Here is an 18,664-nt window from a genome sequence, read left to right as displayed (position 1 = left end):
GGCGAGGCTTGCCGGAGGCTACCGGCGGCCGGTCATTCGCTGACCGACAGGCCGTAGTCCTTCAGCGTCGCGATCGACGTGGTCTGCGCGTCGGTGAAGATCTGCTCGACGGTCCCGGAGCCGTCCGCCGCCTTGCTGGCGGCGTTCGTCATCGCGGTGGCGACGGCCGAGAAGCCCGGAATGTAGGTGAAGTCGCCCATGTTGTCGTTCGCCTTGATGAACTCCTGCATGATGTCCTGGCCGGAGAAGTATTCCTTCCAGCTGTCCGGAGTCTTCGCGTCGGAGGTGTTCGCGGCGACGACGAGGCCCTGGCTGATCAGGCCGTCGACCTGGGTGTTGAACCAGTCGAGGAACTCCATGGCTTCCTTCGGATGCTCGCAGCCCTTGAGGACCGCGACGCCGGAGCCGCCGTCGGGGCCGGTCTTGCCGCCGTTGTCGAACCAGTCGCCGAGCTGGGCGACGGCCCAGTTGCCCTTGCCGGAGTCACCGATCGAGTCCATCAGCAGCGGGGCTTCCCAGGCGGCGCCGATCGTGCCGATCAGCGTGCCGTCCTGCAGCGCGGCGTCGAACGTCGGATCCCAGCGCGGGTAGGTGGTGACGGCCTTGTTGTCGAGGAGCGTCTGGTAGACGGAGGCGACGGCCTTCGAACCGTCGGTCTCGGTGTTGACGACCCATGCGTCGTCCTTGATCGTGTACCACGAGCCGGAGGCGCCCGCGAGGCCGGAGAGCATGTTGCCGGCCTCGTCGGCCTGGAACGACATGATGTACTTGCCGGACTTGGCGGCCGTCTCGGCTTCGGAGATCAGCTCTTCCTGCGTGGTCGGCACGGTCAGGCCGAGCTCGTCGAACGCGGCCTTGTCGTAGAAGTAGACGAGCGGGCCGGTATCCTGCGGCAGGCCGTAGGTCTTGCCGTCGACCTGCATCAGGCTGTACGGGCCGGACGCGAAGTCGTCCTTGTACTGCTCGGCGTATTCGGTGACGTCCTCGAGCATGCCCTTCGTGTAGACTTCCGGCAGCTCGGCGTAGCCGACCTGAGCGAGGTCCGGCGCGTTGCCGGCGTTGACGTCGGTCTCGAGCTTCTTGATCATGTCGGAGGCGTTGCCGCTGAACTTCGTGGCCGTCACCTGGATGTTCGGGTGCGCCTTGTTCCACTGGGAGACGATCTCGTCGACCGTCGTCATGCCGTCGGAATCCGGCAGGCGGTGCATGTAGGTGATCTTGACGACCTCGTCGCTGCTGGAGCTGGAGCTCGAGTCCGAGCCCGATCCGCAGCCGGCCAGTCCCATCGCCAGCGCCGCGACTGCGGCGACTCCCGCGATCATCTTCTTCGTGGTTCTCATGGTTCTTCTCCTCGTTGAGAATGACGGTTCCGGCCGGTCATCGCGGTGGTCGCGCTGGCCATCCGGCTTCCGCCCGGTATGAATCGGTATGGTTGGTTCCCCGCCGTTTCCGTTGGTTCTTCTTGGTAGTTCTCTTCGTCGCTTCGTCGCTGAAGGACGGCCGCCACAACTCCGTGGCAACTACTGTTCAGTGTAGAAATCGTGAACTTAAATGTCAACTACCTTTACATTAATGGCGTGTTGCTTGGAATTTCAACGATTATCACGGTTTACAATGCGTAAGCATAGCGATTTCTGTCGCTTATTGTTAAGATTCCTAACAAGAACGACCCTCGCGCCTTGACTTCCCCTCGGCGGCACCGTTGCCACCCCGGGTCACCCCGGTAAACCGTTAAGCCACCAGCATACCTGAGAGCACGCTGAAAGCCAATACGGATTCGGTGTCACGCCGGATCCATCAACAGGGTGCAGGAACGGGAGATTTCCTCCGGGCACCGGCAACGGAAGACCCCCGGAGGAAACTGCCAGGCGAAGCGAGGCCAAGGGTCGGCACGGCCGGCACCGGCCGGCCGTCAACCCGACCACGCAAGGATTCCGATGACCACCTATTACGTATCCGCCCGCGGCAACGACGCCGACGACGGCCAGACTCCGGAAACGCCATGGCAAACGCTCGCGAAGGCCTCCACGCTCGCGCTCCGCCCCGGCGACCAATTGCTACTGGAACGCGGATCCGCCTGGCACGGCGAGGCGCTGCACCTGACCGGCAAGTTCCGCGACGACGACAAATCCGACACTCCGGCCCCGATCGTCGTCGCCGACTATGGCGACCCCGCACTCCCCCGGCCCGCCATCCACGCCGACGGCGCCGGAATCTGGCACGAGGACTACGGCGTGCCGATCGGGGGCGCCCCGCACCGCAACCGGGGCGACGTCTCGACGGCGCTGCTGATCCGCGACCTGGGCAACATCGAGGCGAGGAATCTCGAGCTGAGCAACCGCTGGCCCGACTGCACGCCGGAACAGCGCGCCGGGCGCCGGCACCGGTTCGCGGCGATCGACGCGCCGGACCGCACCGGCGTCGCCGTCGTCGCCGAGCGCGCCGGCACCGTGCGGCATGTCGTCCTCGAGAACCTGTTCATCCACGACGTCGAGGGCAATATCTACGACAAGCACATGGCCAACGGCGGAATCCAGGTCATCGCGCACTGGAATCCGGACAGGTTGCCGAGCATGGCGCGTGAATCGTGCACGGCCGCCGCCGCAGCCGCCGGCCCGTCCGCGGGCGACGACGACCGGCTTCCGCGCGGTGCCACAACGGACGAATCGTCCCACAATCATCCCGACGGCGGCGCGCCTGTCGCCCGATTCGACGACGTGACGGTGCGTGGCTGCCATGTCGCCCGCGCAAGCCGCTGGGGCATTTCGGTCGGCTACACCGGCTACCTGAACGTCATCGACGGCGGCCGGCGCGGCGCCGACGGCCGGTTCGACAACACGTTCGACTACGGCGACGGCACGATCGACGACGGCCTGCTCGCCCGCTACGGCGCGACGAACGTCATCGTCGAGGACAATGTCGTTGACGACGCCGGCGGCGACGCGATCACCGTCCACTACTGCCTGCGCCCGCTCGTCCGCGGCAACGTCTCGCGCCGCGCGGCCCGCTGGATCCGGCGCGATGTCTACACGGCGACCGGCCGCGACCGCGTCGCCGCCGCGATCTGGCCGTGGCGCTGCAAGGACGCGCTGCTCGAGCACAACCATGCGTTCGGGACGCTCAACGCCGGCCTCGGCAACGGCGACGGCCAGGCGTGGGACGCCGACTACGGCGACGGCACCGTCTACCGGTACAACTATTCAGCCGGCAACACCGGCGGCACCGTCATGGTCTGCGGCGAATTCGCCGTCAACACGACGTTCCAGTACAACACCGCCGTCGACGACGGCGCCAATGCCGACTACTCGCGCACCGGCTGCCAGACGCAGGCAGGCGCGGCCGGCAATACCGGCAACGCCACGACGGCCGGGCAAGGCGAAGCGCCCGAAGACGGCGACGGCACGCTCGGCTGCATCGACCTGCCCGGCAACCCGATAGCCATCGTCGCCGACAATGTCTTCGTCATCCCGCCGACCGGCCGTCCCCTGCGCGAGGAACGCTGCACCGGCACCGCCGTGATCGAACGCAACACGTTCGTCTTCCGCGGCCATTCCACGGCCTCCGCAAATGCCGTTCCCGGCACCATCCCCGACGAGCTTGTCGGCAACGCCACTGGCGACGCTGCCGACAAGCTCCTCCCCGGCAAATCCGCCACCCGTACCATCGATGCCGCCGGCAAAACCCTTCCCGACTGGTACCCGTCGGGATCCAGCCTCGCCTACCGCGGCAACATCCTCCTCTGACGTGACTGTCCGTCTCCTCCCAAAAGAAAAGGCGGACAGTCGCAACCTGGCGGACGTTTTCCCCAGAGCCGGCCCAACCATCCTCCCGTCTCCGAAACCCGACAGAACGCCGGAAATTGGAGATTCTGTTTGGACGACACGCTGAAGCGCTTAAGTATCTTTAATTGCGTTAATATATAAACGAAGTTAATCAAGAAGCGGTTATCCGACGGCGGAACCGCTGGGCACGGGGAGGAAGCGATGGCGGAACCAACGCAGGCGACGTTGTCCGAGCACAATCGTTCGAGAATCCTGTCGCACCTCTACCATCACGGCGTCGAGAGCCGCGCGTCGATCGCGAAGGCGCTGGAACTGACGCCGGCGGCGATCACGAAGATCACGGCGAAGCTGCTGGAAGCCGGCGTCATCGACGAGACCGGCGACATCGGCGGCAGCCGCAACCGCCGCTCGATCGGCCTGACGCTCGACAAGTCGCGCTTCCACGTCGTCGGCGTCAAGTTCGCGCGCTCGCTCGTCGAGATCGGCGTCTTCGACCTCGCCGGCAAGCAGCTCGCCGACCGCGAGATCACGGCGATCGACCCGGAGGACATCCCGTCGGCGATCGCCGACGTCCACCGGATCGTCGAGTCGCTGCTCGCCGCCGACGACGGCATCGTCGCGATCGGCATGGCCGTGCCGGGCCCGTACCTGCGCAACATCGGCCGCACCGCCGTCGTCTCGTCGATGGAAGAGTGGCGCAAGGTCAACTTCCTCGACGAGTTCTCGGACGCGTTCAGCGTGCCGGTCTTCGTCGAGCACGACGCCCGCGCCGGCGCGCTGGCCCAGCACCTGTTCGATCCCGACTGCGACACCGGGTCGCTCGCCTACTACCTGATCGGCGAGGGCGTCGGTCTCGGCGTGCTCGAGAACGGCAGGACGATCAACGGGTCGCAGGGCGCGGCCACCGAGATCGGCCACATCAGCATCGACGCGAACGGCGAGCGCTGCGAATGCGGCAACTACGGCTGTCTCGAGTCGATGTGCTCGGCCGTGACGATCCACCGGATGCTCGTCGAGGACGGACGGATCGTGCCCGATGCCGCATCGATGACGCATCGCGACGCCTGCAACGCGCTGTTCGCGGCGGCGGCCAGCGGCAACGCCGACGCGCGCGGCCTCGTCGAGAAGATCGGCACGATCGTCGGCTACGGCGCCGTCACGATCTTCAACGCGTTCAATCCGGAGCGAATCGTCCTCGGCGACATCGTCGCCGGTGCCGGCCAGCCGCTGCTCGACGCCGTCCAGCGGGTCGTCGACGAGCGGGTCATTCCGGAGCTCGCCGAGCACACGACGATCTCGCTGTCGAGACTGCCGGCCGACGCCGCCGTCACCGGCGCCGCGGCCGTCGCGATCACGCAGTTCCTCGCCAACCCGTCGATGTTCTTCGAGATCGCCTGACCAACCAGACCACAGTATCCGCGGGTTCCATGGCCTCCATGGTTTCCGCCAGTCCAGCCCCGACGATTCCGGCGCGGGAATCGTCCAGAAGATGTCCCGGCTTCCGGTGACCGACAACGACTGTCGGCCGCCGTTCGCCGGACCAAACCCACCACTCCCCCAACACCCCTGTCCAGAAAGGTGACATCATGCCCCAACCCACCGTCGTCTCCCTCGGCGAACTGCTCTGGGATATGCTGCCGGACGGCAAGCGGGCCGGCGGCGCGCCGGTCAACTTCGCCTACCACGCGATGAAGAACGGCACCGAAAGCCACTCGATCTCGGCGATCGGCAACGACGAGCTCGGCGACGAACTGGCCACCGCGGCCGCGCAGGCCGGCATCGACGCCGTGCTCCAGCGCAACGCCTGGCCGACCGGCACCGTCGAGGTCGCGCTCAGGAACGGCATTCCCGAATACACGATCGTCGAGGACGTCGCCTGGGACCATCTCGAGGCGACGCCGGAACTCGAGGAGCTCGTCGCCCGCGCCGACGCGATCTGCTACGGCACGCTCGGCCTGCGATCCCCCGCCGCCCACGACGCGATCGTCGACCTGCTCGCGGCCGCGAAGCCGGAGGCGCTGACGTTCTTCGACATCAACCTGCGCGGCGACTTCTACTCGAAGGAGCTCATCGAGGAGCTGCTCGGCTACGCGAAGGTCTTCAAGATCAACGACGAGGAGCTCGAGATGCTGCGCGGCATGTTCGGCTTCGAGGACGGCCTGTCCGACGACGACATCGCCCGCCGCTTCATCGAGCGGTTCGGCCTCGACTACCTGATCCTGACCGGCGGCTCGACGTTCAGCTCCGTCTACGCGAAGGACGGCTCGGTCTCGACGCTGGCGACGCCGCTCGTCGAGGTCGCCGACACCGTCGGCGCCGGCGACTCGTTCTCCGGCACGTTCACCGGCCGGCTGCTTACCGGCTCGTCGATGGCCGAGGCGCACCGCGCCGCCGTCAACACGGCCGCCTATGTCTGCACGCAGACCGGCGCGTGGCCCGACTATCCGGCGGAGATTCCCGACTACCTGAAGATGAAGGAAGACGGCCTGCTCTGACGCGGGCGATCCAGCTGTCCGCCGGCGGAACCCATTTTCTCTGCACCCGGGTTCCGTCGGCGGATTTTTTTCGCACGATTCTTCCGTACGATTCTTCCGTGTACTCCCCGGCGTTTCCCTTCGTTCCCTTTGTTTCCCGACATTCCCCGGTGTTTCCCGGCATTTCCCGTCCGGAAGGTTCCCGCCACCCCGCCGGCTACGATGAGTCCCATGAAAGTTGTCCTGCAGAAAGTTTCGCAAGCATCGGTCGACGTCGTCAACGAGCTCGGCACGCCGGACGTGACGTTCGAGCCGCAGCAAATCGGCCCCGGCTACCTGCTGCTCGTCGGCGTGGCCGACGGCGACGGCGACGAGCAGATTTCCTGGCTCGCCCACAAGATCCTCAACCTGCGCGTTTTCGAGGACGAACACGGCAAGATGAACCGCTCGATCCAGGACATCGGCGGCGAGATCCTGTCGATCTCGCAGTTCACGCTGTTCGCCGACTGCCGCAAGGGCAACCGGCCGAGCTTCGTCGGCGCCGGCAAGCCGGAGCATGCGAACCTGACGTGGATCAAGTTCAACGAGGCGCTGCGCAGCGGCGGCATTCCGGTGAGGGAAGGCCGGTTCGGCGCCCACATGCGCGTCGGCCTCGTCAACGACGGTCCCGTCACGATCGAACTGGAACGATAGTCACGGTCCGGACGAAAAAATCGTTACGAATCGTCCCCGATTTTTCAAGAGGAACAATTCGTAACGTTTTCCGGCACCGAACCGTTACGAATCGCCCCTCATTTTTCGAGACGGACAATTTGTAACGATTTCCGGCGCCGAACCGTTACGAATCGCCCCGAATTTTTTAAGACGGACAATTTGTAACGATTTCCGGCGCCAAACCGTTACGAATCGCCCCTCATTTTTCAAGACGGACGATTCGTAACGGTTTTCTATTAAAAAACGTTACGAATCGTTCCATTCGAGACGACATGGAACGATTCGTAACGATTCAGGGCGAAGGTAGCGGTACCGGGATCAGGCGGCGACGGCCTGCTCGCCGTCGGAAGCCGACAGCGAGGCGGCGGTCCTGTGGTTCTCGAGCACGCGGTAGCCGATGCCGACGACGAGGACGTAGACGCAGCCGATGGCCATGACGAGCACGGCGCCGAACTGGCCGATCGCGTCGGCGGCGGCACCCATGATCGGCGGGAAGATCGCGCCGCCGATCAGGCCCATCAGCATCAGGCCGGAGATCTCGTTCTGGCGGTCGGCACGGTAGTTGAGGCCGTGCGACAGGAACAGCGAGAAGACGTTCGAGTTACCGAAGCCGACGAGCGCGATGGCGAGCCAGAAGACCCACTCGAGCGAGACGGCGACGGAGGCCGGCGCAAGCGTGAAGATCGCGAAGCAGATGGCCGAGGTGGTCATGATCGTGCCGCAGATGACAAGGCCGATGCGGTTCGAGATGCGCGACAGCGCGAAGGAGCCGGTGAAGCAGCCGATCATACGGGCGATGAAGTAGACCATCGTGGCGCTCGTCGCCGTCGTCAGCGCGACGTCGGTGTGCTCCATCAGGATGCGCGGCGCCTGGGCGTTGATGCCGACGTCGACGCCGACGTGCGCGATGATGCCGAGGAAGCAGAGGAAGACGACGCGGTCGGAGAACAGCAGCTTGAAGCACTTGCCGATCGTTGTCGTGCCGTTATCGGGCGCCGGCTCGTTGATCTTGTCGAACGCGAGCAGCAGGTAGGAGAGCACGCCGATGACGAAGTAGATGACGAACAGCATCCACCACTTGTCGGCGAAATGCTGGAAGCCCCAGGCGGCGATGTACGGCGCGAACAGCGAGGCGAAGGCCTTGACGAACTGGCCGGTGGTCAGCGTCGAGGCGAGCTTGTTGCCGCTGACGAACGACGTGAGCAGCGGGTTGAGCGAGACCTGCATCAGCGTGTTGCCGATGCCGAGGAACGCGAACGAGATGACGATGAGCGCCAGGCGCGCGTTGCCGTTGAACATCGTGTAGGCGATGATCGGCAGCGCCATCGCGACGAGCGTGACGAGGATGGAGCCGAGGACCGTCTTGCGGCGGCCGATCTTGTTCATGAGCACGCCGGTCGGCACCGACAGGATCAGGAACCAGAAGAAGACCATCGTCGTGAACAGGTTCGCGGTGCTGTTCGACAGGTTGAATTCGGTCTTCACGTAGTTCGTGGCGGTGCCGACGAGGTCGACGAAGCCCATCACGAAGAACGCGAACATCACCGGCGCGATCTTCGCGAAGCCGGCTTGCTTGTTGGCGGCTCCGGCGGCCGCGGTGCCGGTGGCGACGTCGCCGCCGGCCTTGATTTCATTACTCATCGTTTGTCCCCTTTGATGTGAAATGAGATGAAAAAGTTGGATGGTGTGGATTGGGTTGTGCTGTGTGTTGGAGTGTGCTGTGTTGAGTTGAGTTGTCTTGTGTTGGCCAGAAAGGAAGGAAAGAGAAGGAGAGGGGTGGTTCCTCCCCGGCCGATCGAACCGGGAAGGACCGAACTGACGGAGGCGTCTCGCCGTTCCTGAAAGAAAAGAGGAAAGGGAAATTCGGCACGATGCTTCCGCCAAGCGTGATGGCGGCGGCCTGCAGCCTGTCCCGGCTGCCCGCCCCGCGCGTTACCGGGCCACGGTCAGCGTGTAGTCCGGCATCGCCGCCGGATACTCGGGCCAGGCGCCGGACTGCGTGCAGACGTAGGCGGCGGTGTTGACGGCGCGGCGGTGCGCGACGGGCAGCGGGTCGCCGAGCAGCGTGCGGGCGGTGAAAACACCGGAGAAGGAGTCGCCGGCGCCGACGGTGTCCGCGACGACGACCTTCGGCGTCGGAACCGTCGACGACTCGCCCGTGCGGCTGACGATCGTCGAGTAGTCGGCGCCGGCCGTCAGGATGACGTAGTCGAGGTCGTAGTTGTCGATGAACCAGCGGCAGGCCGCGTCGTCGGAGGTGCCGCGGATGTCGAACATGTCGCGCACGAGCAGCAGTTCCGCGTCGTTGATCTTGAAGACCGTCGAGTAGTCGAGCAGCTCCTCGATGAGCTCCTTCGAGTAGTGGTCGCCGCGCAGGTTGACGTCGAAGAACGTCATCGCGCCGGGCTTGACCGCCTTGAGCAGCTCGATGATCGTGTCATGCGTTTCCTGCGAGCGCAGCGCGAGCGTGCCGTAGCAGATCGCGTCGGCCCTGGAGACGACGTCAATGAGCTCGCGGGTGTAGGCGATGTGGTCCCAGGCCACGCCCTTGACGATGTCGTATTCGGGGATGCCTTCCTTGAGCTTGACAGCGACGGTGCCGGTCGGCCAGGCGTTGCGCTGAACGACGGTGTGGACGCCGGCATCGTGGGCCTGCTCGAGCAGTTCGTCGCCGAGCGCGTCCTCGCCGACGGCGCTGACGGCGTAGCTTTCGGCGCCGTTCATCATGGCGTGGTAGGCGAAGTTGACGGGAGCGCCGCCGGCGCGCTTGCCGGTGGGCAGCATGTCCCACAGCAGTTCGCCGAGCGCGACGACGACGGGCTTGCCGTTGCCGGCCGGCTCGGTCTCGGGAGCGGCGGCGGTCGCCGGTTCCGCGGCGGTCGTGGCAGCTGTCGGGGCGGACGGGGTGGCGGTCGTCGTCGTGGTCGTGGTGGTGGCGGCCGGGCCGGCGGCGGTCGGGGCGGCATTCTCGGCGGCGGCGCCGTTTGCCGCCGCCGGAGCGGTCGTGGTTGTCGTGGTGGTGGTCGTCGTCTCCCCCGCAGTTGGGTTTTCGGTCATTGTGGCTCCTTTGTCGCCGGCGTCGTCCCCGAGGGGAGGGGCGGTGCCATGTCCTTCTTGTCGTCTTCGCCAACTCACGCCCTCATGAGTTAACTGAGTTAATATTAACGCTGTTAATTCATGGTGGATTAGGCAGGCGAATGGCGTGTCGCCTAGTGAAGCGCTTGAGTTTCCAACAGCGTAGAACGATGCTTCCGCCGGTCACCTCTTCGAATCGTTGTCTAGTTTCGTGACCAACCGTCACGAATCGTGCCAACAGTACCAATAGTCACGATTTATGCATCCGAACCGTGACCGTCCGTCTCTTCCCGGCCCGACTTGACGATCAGTCACGATCCCCGAACCAAAACCATGACTATCCGTCACTTGCCAACCCAACCTGACGATCGGTCACGATTTCCGAGTCGAAATCGTGCCTAACCGCCACCTCCCGAACTAATTTGACGAACAGTCACGATCCCCGCGCCTGAACCGTGACCCGACGTCGCGTTCGCCGGCGAATGAAACGCGGGAACGCAACGGAACACAACACAACACAAAACAAAACAAAAGGGGCCCGGGTTCCGAATACTCCAAGTATTCGGAACCCGGGCCCCTACGGGTGGAGCCGCGGGGAATTGAACCCCGGTCCGGTGACCGTACCCCCGGTCTTCTACGTGCGTAGTCTGTTGACCATGATGGCAGTTTTTCGGCCCCTACCAATGCCACAGACGGCTGGTAGCAGGCCTATTCGCAGAAAAAGTCCCCGGACTGCCCTGCAAATCGGCAGTTCGGGCGAGTCTTCTTAACGACGCCCAGCATCTCCCCGAAGACACGGGAGAGTGGACGGAGTGCAACTCGCGGGTTAAGTCCTGACTTGAAAATCAGGCGGCGAGAGCGAACTCAGTGCGGTTAGATTTAGCACTTATTCTGTTGTAGAGGACATCACGAGTGGACTCTACGTTCTCGGCACGCTTCCCCGGGACGAACAGGTCACCGTCGAAACCAAATCGACCCCAATCTTGAATTATCAAGCTCGCCGTCCTTCAGGTGGACAGCTTCTCCACTATACGGCACGATTCGCGGGAAGGCAAGTGCCTCACTTCTCACAAGTGCCTCACTTCTCACTTGATGATCGGGCGGCTCGGGGCGCTGACGTCGACCTGGGTCTTGTCGCCGATGACGGACGAATCGTTGATGATCTTGTCGACGATGGCGGCCTTGAGCTTCATGTCGGCGGCGTCGCCCCAGACGACGGTGATGCCCGAGTCGAGCGTCGTCGTCACCGAGTCCTGCGTGTCCGCGGTGACCGTCGTGATCGACTTGCGCATCGTTTCCGACAGGTCGTTGAGGATGGTCAGCGCGTTGAGGACGGCCTTGTTCTTCAGCGCGTCCTGGACGTTGTCGACGGTGATCTGCGGGATGCCGTCGGTTGACGTGCCGGCGGCGACCGAGTTGAGCACGCGGCCCTGGCTGTCGACGGCGGTGAGTTCCGAGCTGCCGTCGACCTTGAGCATGGCCGCCGGCCGCTGCGCCGTCACGGTGACGGTCAGCGAGTCCGGGAAATGCTTCGTGACGGTCGCGTCGGACACGCCGGGGATGGCCTCGAGCTCGGCGATGACGTCGCCGTCGGAGACAAGCAGCAGCGACTTGCCGTCCTGCTGTTCGGCGATCGACAGGATCTGCTGTTCGCCGACCCACTCGTTAGCGCCCTCGACGGTGATGTTGCCGGCATCGAGCCGCAACACCGGCGAGAAGAACAGCAGCCAGACGAGCGCGACGACGACGGCGACGACTGCCGCCGCAATGCCAGCGCGGATGGCGATGACGCGCGTCGCCGCGCGCTTGCGTTCCTTCTGGCGCGCCTTGAAGTCGATGACCTTCGGCCTGGTCGCCAGGCCGATGCCGCCGCTCGTCTCGCTGAGCGTCTTCGCGACGACGTCCTCACTGGACAGTCGCCGGGCGTCGACGAAGCCGCCCGGCTTCGAGCTCGACTCGCCGGCCGGCGCGGCGAACCGGCTGCCGGCCGTCCGCGGACGCCGCTGCGTCGCCGCCTCCGCCCCGCGGCCACGGCGCACGAGGCCGAACAGGCCACCGGACCGGCGCTTCTTCTTCGTCGAGGTCGCGGCACTGTTCTTCGCGGCCCCGGACTTCGCAATACCGGCCTTCGCGACACCGGATGTGCCCAGGGATGTATTGGGGGATTTGCCAGGGGCTGTGCCGCCGGAAGCGCCTACCCTGCCGGCGGACGTCCTCGCCGGAGTCTTTCCGGCAACGCCTCTACTCAAGGATGTACCGGAAGATTTGCCGGCCGCCGGATTGCCGGCCGCCGTGCGGCGGTGCGCCTGCGCGGCGGTCTGGCGCGACGTGTTGTTGCGGATGCGGCGCACGCCGGACGCACCGGCGCGGCCGGTCGCTGCGAACTGGCCGGTCGCCGGCGAGCGGCGCGCGGCCGACGTCGACGATCGCGGCGTGCGCGCGGACGCCGCGGCATTGTCGGCAACGTGCGAATCGTTGCGGCCCGACGACTGTGCGGAACGGGCGGAGCGGCGCTGCTTGCCGGCGTTCCCGGCCGAGCCGTGGTCGGAGTTCTTGCCGGAGCCGTGTCCGGAACTGACGGTGCGGCCGGCCATCACTGGTCCTGACCGGCGAAGCGGGCCTCGAGCGCGTGCAGCAGGACCGGGCCCATCGACGTGATGTCGCCGGCGCCGACGGTGAAGACGACGTCGCCGGGGTCGGCGCGCAACGCCATCATCTGGGCCGCCGTCGCCATGTCGCCGTGCACGCAGATCCAGTCGTCGCGGCGCGGGGCCGGCGACGCCGGCTCGCTGACGACCTGCTCGGCGACGACGTCGTCGCCGATGACGGCCTCGAGCACCGTCTCGGCGTCGGCATCGGCGCTCTCGGCGACGTTGTCGCCGTCCTCGCGCAGCTCGAGCGCGGCGTCGACGATCGTCTCGGCGCCGACGCCCGGGAAGTCGACGGCCTTCTCGCGGGCCGGATAGACGTCGGTGACGATGACGTCGTCGGCGATGGCGAGCGCCTCGGCGAACTCGCCGGCGAAGAACTTCGTGCGGGAGAACAGGTGCGGCTGGAACAGCACGTGGATCGTCGCCTGCGGGTAGCGACGGCGGGCGGCCGTCAGCAGCGCGGCGATCTCGGTCGGATGGTGGGCGTAGTCGTCGACGACGGTGACGCCGCCGACGGTGCCGCGGACCTGGAAGCGGCGGGCGGCGCCGAGGAAGCTCCCGACGGCACGGGCGGCATCGGCCGGCGCCATGCCGAGCATGACGGCGGCGACGATGGCCGCGGCGGCGTTGCGGGCGTTGTGGATGCCGGGCACGTCGAGCGTGACGGGCTGGCGGACCGGCTCGCCGGCGACGGCGGCCGGCAGCGCGAGCGTGAACGATTCGGCCCCGCTGCCGGTGGCCTCGCGCTCGGACTCGATGACGACGGCCGGCACGGCGACGCCGTTGACCGTGACGGTGGCGCCGGTGTCCGCATGGGCCGCGGACGGGGCGGCACCGGACGAATCGTTCCCGTCGAGCAGCGACGGGTCCGTCGTCGTGACGATCGTGCGCGACAGCACATCGGCGGGCAGTCCGGCGAGCACTTCGCGGGCGCCCTCGTCGTCGTAGCTGACGATGACGGCGCGGCGCGCGTGGCCGGCGTGCTCAACGAACGCGTCGCGGTAGTGTTCGGCGTCGCCGTAGTGGTCGAGGTGGTCGGGTTCGGTGTTCGTGACGATCGCGATTTCCGGACGGTACTTCTCGAAGCTGCCGTCGGATTCGTCGGCCTCGGCGACGAGCACGTCACCGCTGCCGGCGTGGCCGCCGTCAAGAATCGCGCCGTCGGGTCCCTGGATGGACGCGCCGATCGCGTAGCTCGGGTCGGCGAGCGGCGTGCCGTCGGCGGCGCCGTTCGTCAGGATGTGGGCGAGCATCGAGCTCGTCGTCGTCTTGCCGTGCGCGCCGGCGACGGTGACGGCCTTCCGGCCGTTCATCAGCAGCGCGAGGATGTCGCTGCGGTGGACGATTCGCGCGCCGGCGTCGGCGGCCGCGACGATTTCCGGATTGTCCGGCTTGATGGCGCTCGAGAAGACGACGGTGTCCGCGCCGGCGACGTTGCCGGCCTGCTGGCCGATGAACACCGGGATGCCGAGGCTCTCGAGCTTGCCGGTCTTCGCGTTGGCCTCGCGGTCGGAGCCCTGGACGGCCACGCCCTGTTCGTGCAGCATTTCGGCGAGCACGCTCATGCCGGCGCCGCCGATGCCGATGAAGTGGACCCGTCCGAGCGACTCCACCGTCTCGTCGTCGCCGAAGCCCTTCGCCGTTGGATCCAGCACAATCTGCGCGCTCATCGATTCTCCTTGCCTGCGTCACGCCTGCGTGTATTGCCTGCGTCTGTCATTCTGGCGTCCCAGCTTACCCACGTTCGCCGATAAAGTGCAGATACAGTCTTGGGATGGTACAAACCCCGGCTTGAAGCCCGGGTTTGTACCATCCCAATGCGATTCAGTGGTTGCGGTGGGCGATGTCGAGGATGCGGACGGCCATGCGGTCGGCGGCGTCGCGGATGCCGTATTGCCAGGCGCGGTCGCCGAATTCGCGCAGCTTCGCCGGGTTGGCAAGCAGGCCGGGGACGTTGGCGCGCACCCAGTCGGCCGTGAAGTCGCGGTCGGCGACGAGCATGCCGCCGCCGGCCTCGACGACCGGCTGCGCGTTGAAGCGCTGCTCGCCGTTGCCGATCGGCAGCGGCACGTAGATCGCCGGCAGGCCGAGCGCCGTCAGCTCGCTGACGGAGCCGGCGCCGGAACGGCAGATGACGAGGTCAGCGCAGGCGAACGCGAGGTCGATGCGCTCGAGGTACTGGGCGGCGTGGTAGTCGCGGCCGGGCGTCGACTCCTCCCCCAGGCCGGTCAGCACGTCGGCGCCGGCCGACTTGATCACGAGGTCGCGCACCTCGTCGATCTTGCCCTTGCCGGTCAGGTGGACGACCTGCGCGTGCGCGAGCAGGTCCTTCGCGGCGCCGGCGACGGCGCGGTTGAGCGAGACGGCGCCGAGCGAGCCGCCGGTGACGACGACGATCGGACGGTCGGGATCGAGTCCGAGCGCCTTCGCGCCGTCGCGGCGGGCGGCCGCGCGGTCGGTCTCGAGCCGGGCGGCGAGGTCGGCGATCGCCGGCCGCAGTGGCAGCCCGACGCGCTCGATGACGGTCGGCACGGTGACGGTGCCGCTGGCCGCCGAAGCCGCGCCGGCGGACGAATCGTTCGAATGATTGACGGCGGACGCCGGCACCTTCGCCTTGCCGGGCGTCAGGCCGGTGTTGTCGTAGGCGGTGCCGATGAACTCGGCGTAGCGGCTGCCGAGCTTGTTGGCCATGCCGGCGCGGGCGTTCTGCTCGTGGATGACGACGGGGATGCCCATCTTGTGGGCGGCCGAGTACGCCGGCGCCGACGCGTAGCCGCCGAAGCCGACGACGACGTCGGCATGGTGACCGGTCAGGATGTCGCGGACCTTCCGGGTCTCTTTTGCCCACTTCGCCGGAAACTTGAACAGGTAGGCGTTGGGGCGGCGCGGGAACGGCACCTTCTCGATCGTCTCGAGCTGGTAGCCGGCTGCCGGCACGAGGCTGGCCTCGAGTCCGACGGCGGTGCCGAGGGCGACGACTTCGGCGTCGGGCTCCCTGCGCGAGATCGCGGCGGCGACGGCCAGCAGCGGATTGACATGGCCGGCGGTGCCGCCGCCGGCGAGGACGATGTGCGTGGTTGCGTGGGCTTCTCTATCCATAATGACCCCCAGCCTACGCCAATGATGGTACGATTCCCGCGGGTTTTGGCGGATTGCTACAGCTTGTTGCGTTCGGCGCGGACTTCGGGTTGGGCCCTCATCATGCTGTCGGCGACGCCGGCGCCGAGCAGGCACATGACGAGCGACGATCCGCCCGCGGAGACGAACGGCATCGGCACGCCCATGACCGGCAACAGGCCGACGACGACGCCGATGTTGATGAACGCCTGGCCGCAGATCCACGTCGTCAGCAGGATGAGCACCATCGAGACGTAGCGGTTGTGCATCTTCGTGGCGATGACGAGCATGCACCAGCCGACGATGACGAACAGCAGCAGCACGGCGAATGCGCCGACGAAGCCGGTTTCCTCGCCGATGATCGCGTAGATGAAGTCGTTGTGCGCTTCCGGCAGGTAGCTCCACTTCTCGCGCGAGTTGCCGATGCCGACGCCGAGCAGGCCGCCCGACGCGATCGCGTATTTCGCATGCGTGGCCTGATAGCAGACACCCTGGATGTCCTCGGCCGAACAGGTCTGGTAGGCGGCCGTGATGCGGCTCAGGCGGTTCGGGCTGACAAGAACGAGGACGAGGACGCCGAGCGCGAGCACGCCGCCGGCGGCCAGCATCCACTTGAGCGGGAAGCCGCCGACGAGGAAGCCGACGACGCCGATGCCGATGATGATCAGCGCGGTGCCGAGGTCCTTGCCGACGAGGACGCCGAGCAGCGCGGCCGCGTAGATGCCGAGCGGCATCGCGTAGGCGAGCCACTTGCGCTCGGTGCGTTCGGCGTACACCTTGGCGGCGTGCAGCATGGCGCCGGGCAGCCACATGCAGACGGCGAGCTTGAGGATTTCGGCCGGCTGGATCGTGATGCCGGCGATGCTGATCCAGCTGCGGTTGCCGTTGACCTCGACGCCGAGCGGCGTGCGCGTCAGGAACTGCATGAAGATCGCGATCAGCATGATCGGCACCGAGAATCGGTCGTAGACGCGGTACGGCACGTGCATGGCAATCAACGCCACGACGAGGCCGATGACGCAGAAGATCGACTGGTTAAGGCCGGTCGCCCACGGCGACAGGCCGCTCGCGACGTTCGAGGCGGCCGAGCTGGAGAAGACCATGACGACGCCGAACACCGTGAGCACGAGGACGCTGACGCGGAAGCCGTGGTAGCACCACAGCGGGTTGAGCAGCATGCGCCAGCCGCCGTATTCGGCGACCGGCGACGGCGACGACGGCGACGCGGAAGCCTGCGCGGGCGTCGTGCGTGACGTCCGTGGCTTCCCTGTCCCGGCCTGGTCGCCGGCGCCGGTGCCGGACACGGTTCTCCTAGGCATGCTGCCGTTCCTCCACCCAGCGTCGTGCCGCCGCGGCGAAGCGGTCGCCGCGATCGGCGTAGGAGACGAACTGGTCCATCGACGCGCATGCCGGCGCTTCCAGCACGACGTCGCCGGGTTCGGCGTACTGGCCGGCGGCCTCGACGGCGAGGGCCATGATGTCGGCGGACGGATCGTCGTCGGCGATGGTCGGGTCGATGACGGTCACCGGGATTTCCGGCGCCTGCGAGGCGAGCGCCTCGGTCATTTCGTGCTGGTCGCGGCCGATGACGACGGCGGCCTTGACGACCGACTTCATGTCGTCGACGAGGTGCTCGAAGCGGGCGCCCTTCGCCAGGCCTCCGGCGATCCAGACGACCTGCTTGGGACCGAAGCTCGACAGGCTGGCCTTCGCGGCGTGGGCGTTCGTCGCCTTCGAATCGTCGATGAAGCGGATCGTGCCGTCGCCGGTCGCGAGCTCGGCGACCTTCTGGATGCGGTGGCCGCCGGGCGCGAACCGCTTGAGCGCGGCGAGCGCCGTCTCGACGTCGACGGAGACGCCGGGTAGCAGTTCGGCGCCGGGCACGCCGGCGGCGACTTCGAGGTCGGCGGCGCGCTTGAGGCCGAGGACGAGCGCGAGCGCCGTCATCGCGTCGGCGAGCAGGTGGGGGTAGATCGTGCCGTCCGGCTCGGCGAGGTGGACGAAGTCGGTGACGGGGGCGAGTCGGTTCGGCTCGCCGGGGACGCCGCCGGCGAGGCCGCTCCTGTCGACGATCCATCCGTCGGCGACGCCGATCTCGCCGTCGCGCGGCGCGGCGAGCGTGAAGCCGACGCGCAGCGCCTCGACGTCATTGACGGTGCCCGTGGCGGCCTGGTCGGCGAGCGCCGTGACGCGCCGGTCCTGGGCGTTGTAGACGACGACGGAGCGGGCGCGGTGGTAGACCTTGGCCTTGTCGTGCGCGTAGTTCTCGATGCCGCCGTGCCAGTCGAGGTGGTCGGCGGCGATGTTGGTGATCGCGGCGCTGGTCAGCGCGAGCGAGTCGGTGAAGTGCAGCTGGAACGAGCTGAGCTCGACGCACAGCACGGCGTTGGCCGGGTCGACGGCGGCGTGCGAGACGGAGACGCCGATGTTGCCGACGGCCGGGGCCTTGAGTCCGCAGGCCTCGAGCATGGCCGACGTCATTTCGGTGGTGCTCGTCTTGCCGTTCGTGCCGGTGATGCCGATCCACGGCGCCGGTTCGCCGGTGCGGCCGCTGTCGGCGCGCAGGCGCCAGGCCAGCTCGACTTCGGACCAGACGGGCACGCCGGCCGCCTGGGCGGCGAGGATGAACGGCGTGGACGGCGGGAAGACCGGGGAGACGCACAGCAGGTCGACGTCGTTCCAGTCGATCCCGTCGAACGACTTGAGGTCGGCGTCCTCCTTCTTCTCGTCGACGCCGGTCACGTCGGCCCCGCGTCCTCGCAGGATCTCGACCATGTTGCGCCCCGAAATGCCGAGGCCGGCAACGATGACCTTCTTGCCTTCAACGTCCATCGTTATTGCTTCTTTCTCA

The 18,664-nt window shown here is 66.8% G+C and carries 12 protein-coding genes and 1 other RNA gene; 4 read left to right on the top strand and 9 right to left on the bottom strand.

What is annotated here, in order from left to right; translation table 11 throughout:
• Positions 1-32 precede the first annotated feature (32 nt).
• On the bottom strand, positions 33-1,340 hold the full coding sequence (locus F6S87_RS05515) for an extracellular solute-binding protein (RefSeq protein WP_163227662.1): 1,308 nt from the start codon (positions 1,338-1,340) through the stop codon (positions 33-35).
• Positions 1,341-1,937: 597 nt separating this feature from the next.
• On the opposite strand from F6S87_RS05515, the gene F6S87_RS05510 reads away from it, so the two are divergent.
• The 4 genes from F6S87_RS05510 (at position 1,938) to dtd (ending at position 6,949) form a co-directional block, all read left to right on the top strand.
• Positions 1,938-3,743 (top strand): right-handed parallel beta-helix repeat-containing protein, encoded by a 1,806-nt coding sequence (locus F6S87_RS05510; RefSeq protein WP_163227661.1) that lies wholly within the window; start codon positions 1,938-1,940, stop codon positions 3,741-3,743.
• Between the two features lie 240 nt (positions 3,744-3,983).
• Positions 3,984-5,180: an ROK family transcriptional regulator gene (locus F6S87_RS05505; RefSeq protein WP_163227660.1), complete on the top strand. Its 1,197-nt coding sequence runs from the start codon at positions 3,984-3,986 to the stop codon at positions 5,178-5,180.
• A 188-nt stretch (positions 5,181-5,368) separates the two neighbouring features.
• Positions 5,369-6,277 (top strand): carbohydrate kinase family protein, encoded by a 909-nt coding sequence (locus F6S87_RS05500; protein ID WP_163227659.1) that lies wholly within the window; start codon positions 5,369-5,371, stop codon positions 6,275-6,277.
• Positions 6,278-6,487: 210 nt separating this feature from the next.
• On the top strand, positions 6,488-6,949 hold the full coding sequence (gene dtd / locus F6S87_RS05495) for a D-aminoacyl-tRNA deacylase (RefSeq protein ID WP_163227658.1): 462 nt from the start codon (positions 6,488-6,490) through the stop codon (positions 6,947-6,949).
• A gap of 339 nt (positions 6,950-7,288) precedes the next feature.
• On the opposite strand, the gene F6S87_RS05490 is transcribed toward dtd, so the two are convergent.
• The 8 genes from F6S87_RS05490 to murD all read right to left on the bottom strand — a co-directional run bounded on the left by F6S87_RS05490 (position 7,289) and on the right by murD (position 18,645).
• A complete protein-coding gene (locus F6S87_RS05490) occupies positions 7,289-8,512 on the bottom strand; it encodes an MFS transporter (protein ID WP_231129414.1) in 1,224 nt (407 codons plus the stop codon).
• A gap of 390 nt (positions 8,513-8,902) precedes the next feature.
• Complete coding sequence (locus tag F6S87_RS05485; RefSeq protein WP_163227850.1) at positions 8,903-9,754, bottom strand: carbohydrate kinase family protein; 852 nt, start codon at positions 9,752-9,754, stop codon at positions 8,903-8,905.
• 872 nt (positions 9,755-10,626) lie between these two features.
• Positions 10,627-11,024, bottom strand: a transfer-messenger RNA (tmRNA) gene (gene ssrA / locus F6S87_RS05480).
• Positions 11,025-11,130: 106 nt separating this feature from the next.
• Complete coding sequence (locus F6S87_RS05475; RefSeq protein ID WP_163227656.1) at positions 11,131-12,639, bottom strand: cell division protein FtsQ/DivIB; 1,509 nt, start codon at positions 12,637-12,639, stop codon at positions 11,131-11,133.
• Positions 12,639-14,366: a UDP-N-acetylmuramate--L-alanine ligase gene (locus F6S87_RS05470; RefSeq protein WP_163227655.1), complete on the bottom strand. Its 1,728-nt coding sequence runs from the start codon at positions 14,364-14,366 to the stop codon at positions 12,639-12,641. The genes F6S87_RS05475 and F6S87_RS05470 overlap by 1 nt, the downstream gene beginning before the upstream one ends.
• A 154-nt stretch (positions 14,367-14,520) precedes the next feature.
• The gene (locus F6S87_RS05465) at positions 14,521-15,795 is read right to left on the bottom strand and encodes a UDP-N-acetylglucosamine--N-acetylmuramyl-(pentapeptide) pyrophosphoryl-undecaprenol N-acetylglucosamine transferase (protein ID WP_163227654.1); all 1,275 of its coding nucleotides are present in this window, start codon (positions 15,793-15,795) and stop codon (positions 14,521-14,523) included.
• A gap of 56 nt (positions 15,796-15,851) precedes the next feature.
• Positions 15,852-17,132, bottom strand: coding sequence for a peptidoglycan glycosyltransferase FtsW (locus F6S87_RS05460; RefSeq protein WP_163227653.1), 1,281 nt, complete (start codon positions 17,130-17,132; stop codon positions 15,852-15,854).
• Positions 17,125-18,645, bottom strand: coding sequence for a UDP-N-acetylmuramoyl-L-alanine--D-glutamate ligase (gene murD / locus F6S87_RS05455; RefSeq protein WP_163227652.1), 1,521 nt, complete (start codon positions 18,643-18,645; stop codon positions 17,125-17,127). The genes F6S87_RS05460 and murD overlap by 8 nt, the downstream gene beginning before the upstream one ends.
• Positions 18,646-18,664: the final 19 nt, after the last annotated feature.

Source organism: Bifidobacterium choloepi (assembly GCF_010667615.1).
Taxonomy (GTDB): Bacteria; Actinomycetota; Actinomycetes; order Actinomycetales; family Bifidobacteriaceae; genus Bifidobacterium; species Bifidobacterium choloepi.
This window is presented reverse-complemented; position numbering and strand designations above follow the sequence as displayed.

What these genes read in the sequence shown, in the direction of transcription:
- F6S87_RS05515 (WP_163227662.1), bottom strand. Translation starts at nt 1,340, where the DNA reads ATGAGAACCACGAAGAAGATGATCGCGGGAGTCGCCGCAGTCGCGGCG.
- F6S87_RS05510 (WP_163227661.1), top strand. Translation starts at nt 1,938, where the DNA reads ATGACCACCTATTACGTATCCGCCCGCGGCAACGACGCCGACGACGGC.
- F6S87_RS05505 (WP_163227660.1), top strand. Translation starts at nt 3,984, where the DNA reads ATGGCGGAACCAACGCAGGCGACGTTGTCCGAGCACAATCGTTCGAGA.
- F6S87_RS05500 (WP_163227659.1), top strand. Translation starts at nt 5,369, where the DNA reads ATGCCCCAACCCACCGTCGTCTCCCTCGGCGAACTGCTCTGGGATATG.
- dtd (WP_163227658.1), top strand. Translation starts at nt 6,488, where the DNA reads ATGAAAGTTGTCCTGCAGAAAGTTTCGCAAGCATCGGTCGACGTCGTC.
- F6S87_RS05490 (WP_231129414.1), bottom strand. Translation starts at nt 8,512, where the DNA reads ATGTTCGCGTTCTTCGTGATGGGCTTCGTCGACCTCGTCGGCACCGCC.
- F6S87_RS05485 (WP_163227850.1), bottom strand. Translation starts at nt 9,754, where the DNA reads ATGCTGCCCACCGGCAAGCGCGCCGGCGGCGCTCCCGTCAACTTCGCC.
- F6S87_RS05475 (WP_163227656.1), bottom strand. Translation starts at nt 12,639, where the DNA reads ATGGCCGGCCGCACCGTCAGTTCCGGACACGGCTCCGGCAAGAACTCC.
- F6S87_RS05470 (WP_163227655.1), bottom strand. Translation starts at nt 14,366, where the DNA reads ATGAGCGCGCAGATTGTGCTGGATCCAACGGCGAAGGGCTTCGGCGAC.
- F6S87_RS05465 (WP_163227654.1), bottom strand. Translation starts at nt 15,795, where the DNA reads ATGGATAGAGAAGCCCACGCAACCACGCACATCGTCCTCGCCGGCGGC.
- F6S87_RS05460 (WP_163227653.1), bottom strand. Translation starts at nt 17,132, where the DNA reads ATGCCTAGGAGAACCGTGTCCGGCACCGGCGCCGGCGACCAGGCCGGG.
- murD (WP_163227652.1), bottom strand. Translation starts at nt 18,645, where the DNA reads ATGGACGTTGAAGGCAAGAAGGTCATCGTTGCCGGCCTCGGCATTTCG.